At 62.2% G+C, this 2,861-nt stretch carries 3 protein-coding genes; 2 read left to right on the forward strand and 1 reads right to left on the reverse strand.

The window, feature by feature from the left end; all coding sequences use genetic code 11:
* Positions 1-55 precede the first annotated feature (55 nt).
* Positions 56-481: a hypothetical protein gene (locus FHG71_RS23005; protein WP_139084132.1), complete on the reverse strand. Its 426-nt coding sequence runs from the start codon at positions 479-481 to the stop codon at positions 56-58.
* 200 nt (positions 482-681) lie between these two features.
* Here FHG71_RS23005 and FHG71_RS23010 point away from each other — a divergent pair, with 200 nt between their 5' ends.
* Positions 682-1,452 carry an NYN domain-containing protein gene (locus FHG71_RS23010; protein ID WP_139084133.1) on the forward strand — a complete coding sequence of 257 codons (771 nt, stop codon included), beginning with the start codon at positions 682-684 and terminating at the stop codon, positions 1,450-1,452.
* A 224-nt stretch (positions 1,453-1,676) separates the two neighbouring features.
* Positions 1,677-2,573, forward strand: coding sequence for a GIY-YIG nuclease family protein (locus tag FHG71_RS23015; protein WP_139084135.1), 897 nt, complete (start codon positions 1,677-1,679; stop codon positions 2,571-2,573).
* Positions 2,574-2,861 lie beyond the last annotated feature (288 nt).

Genomic DNA, 2,861 nt, shown 5'->3' on the forward strand with positions numbered 1-2,861 from the left:
CATGGCCGCCCAGATAAGCAGGCAGACCCGCCGCGCGAGCCCCCTCGCTCATGGGTTACGCAACAACGCCGGGTCGATCGCTGATCTCTAAGACTGACTTGAACCCGAGACCTTTCGCGCCGATCAGGTCCGCCGAGCTCGTGCCGGCTGGCGCGAGTGCATCGTCCGCGTTCTGTAGCAACTCCCAAAGCGACCGTCCTGCATAGTCGCTGCTTGTTTCCTGCTCGTGGTTCGCGTCTTCCTGGAGCTGGTCGCGGTCCATCTTGTATACCGCAAGGCGGCGCTCCCGGATTGCATCCACGAGATCTCGGTCTTGCACGTCATCCAGCGTTTCGCCTAGACCGCGGTCCGTCTTGGCACTGAGGTTCTCACGGCATACAGACACGACCCCACGCCGGTCGAAGCGCCGTCCAAAGTTCGCCACGTAAAGGGCTTCGTCGGTGACGCGGAACAGGAGCGTGCGCTGGCGTCTTTCCGTCAATCAAGCTCCAGGATCAACTTCCTGCCTCCTTGTTACGCGGCACTAGACCAGGTCTCTCCCATTGTGCAGCATCAGGGGCCTGCTGCACGAGTGCGTCCCTTAAGCGAACCACGAAACGGTGTGGTTATGTTGTAGCTCGAGCATTGACAGGGTGCGCGGCCACTGCACGACTGGTGCGGCATAGTCGGGGAGCCCATTCCATGGCGGAACAGAGCGGAGGCGGAAGTCTCGCGGTACTAATCGATGCCGAGAACACCAGTGCTCGCTATGCTCGAGCCGTCTTCGAGGAGATCGCCTCGCTGGGGGAGGCAAACGTCCGGCGCATCTATGGAGACTTCTCTGGCCCGCGGCTCGCCGGTTGGGACACGGCTGTGCAGTCGCACGCGATCCTGCAGCACCAGCAGCGCAGCAACTCCGCAGGAAAGAACGCCGCGGACATCGCTCTAGTCATCGATGCGATGGACCTGATGTCCAAAGGGAAGGTCGACGGGTTCTGCCTGATCACGTCCGACAGCGACTTCACGCGCCTTGCCCAGCGGCTCCGGGAAGATGGTCTCGTGGTCTACGGCTTCGGGGAGCGCAAGACACCGGAGGCGTTCCGCAGTGCGTGCACCCGGTTCATCTACCTGGAGAACCTCTTGGACACGGCTGAGGCGGCTTCAACGGTGATCGTCTCGGACGCCTCCGCAGTGGCGCCCCTCGCAGCGAAAATACATGAGCCCCCGAGCAAGGCTGCCCCTATCATCCGGAAAGCCATGCTTGGCCATGAGGACGAGGAGGGCTGGGTTCCCCTCAGCGGCGTCGGCCATCGCATCCTCAACATCGCTCCGGATTTCGACTCGCGCAGCTTCGGCCAGGCCAAGCTCAGCATGCTGATCGAGAAGAGTGGCGCCTTCGAAATGAAGCGCATGGGCGACAAGAATGTCAGCATCCGCGTTAGGGCAGCCAACAAGAGCCTCGCCGCCAAGTAGCTGGCTGCTCGCCGCAAGGAGGCTGATTGCTTTGATCGCCTGGTCGCGAGGCCGCCTATCCCTATCTGCGGGGCTGCATGTTAGCGGGTGTCGTCTGTTGGGAGTGGCGCCAGCGGCAAGGTCAGCACGACCTCTGGCCCTACCGTCCGTCCAGCTTGCACGAACTGGCTATCCAGACCACGACTGTCCGGAGAGTGCGACAGCAGATACTAAAAGTAAGAGCGTTGACGGCGCAAGCGCATCCGCCCACGATTACAGCGAAGGGAGGCACCTACCTGTTCTTTTTCCACGAGTTCTTGGCGAAGCTCGACCTCGATCTTGGCCGAACAAGGTTGCTCCGGCATGACAATCGTGGCCTAGCGGCATGGCGTAGCGGAGGCCTCCAGAAGTTCGGGTGTTTCGCAAGTTTTCAGCGACGTGACCCTTCCCCCTATGCCGGGGCGCAAACGGCTTGCCACTTCGTGCCTGGCCCGACCCTCGCGGATGGAGATGCGACGGGTCTGTTTATCGGGATCACGAGCATCCTCGATCGGTGGGACTGGGACGGCGGTCGTCTTCCCGCAATTCAGGATCCGGAGATCGTCGAGGGCGAGGGCGGTCAGCAGGAGCTGCATGCCTTCGATCTGCAATGGTTGGAAGAAGGCGTCCGGCACTCCGAACGCATTCTCATCCGCTGGGGACCGCCGGCGGCAGCCCGTGCGTGGTCGCAGTGGGCAGACCGCCAGCCTAAGGAGATCTTGGAACTAAGGATCGACCGCAGGGAGCCACCGTTTCCTGGCTTTTCCCTCTTCATGAGCAGGATCAGCGAAGTCCCATTGCTGCCTCAGGCCTGGCAGGCTGCACTCGCGTCGGTTCGCGGCATCTACCTGTTGGTGTCGGATGACGGCGAGCAGTACGTGGGATCCGCATCCGGGCAGGACGGGCTGATCGGTCGGTGGATCGTCTATGCGGCAAACGGGCACGGTGGGAACGTCCTGCTTCGACAGCGAGGCCATCGCGATTACGCCGTCTCGATCCTCGAAGTCGCATCGCCAGACATGTCCCGCGAAGACATTCTGGCCCGCGAAGGCCACTGGAAAGACAAGCTGGGGGCCAGAGCTCACGGGCTGAACAGGAACTGAGCATCAGGATCGGGGAGGTTTGGCCGACTGGGCAATTGGGCAGCGCGGTGAGCAACAGGATACGGCTTTGCCGCGATTGCGCCGTTTTACGCTCCACGCTCTTGGAAACGGCTCGAGCAGCCTGGCCAACGTAACCTCCACCCCCCTGCCGACTATACAGGATTTTCTCCACGAGGTCGGGCGCGACCAGTGCCAGTCATAGGACCCCTGCAGGTATGAGTGTCAATCGGCACGGGATCGGGACCCTGGATCGGCGTTCAAGAGGGACCCCGGTGTGGATGCGGCGAG

The sequence above is a fragment of the Rubellimicrobium roseum genome (genome assembly GCF_006152145.1).
GTDB classification, from domain to species: Bacteria; Pseudomonadota; Alphaproteobacteria; order Rhodobacterales; family Rhodobacteraceae; genus Rubellimicrobium; species Rubellimicrobium roseum.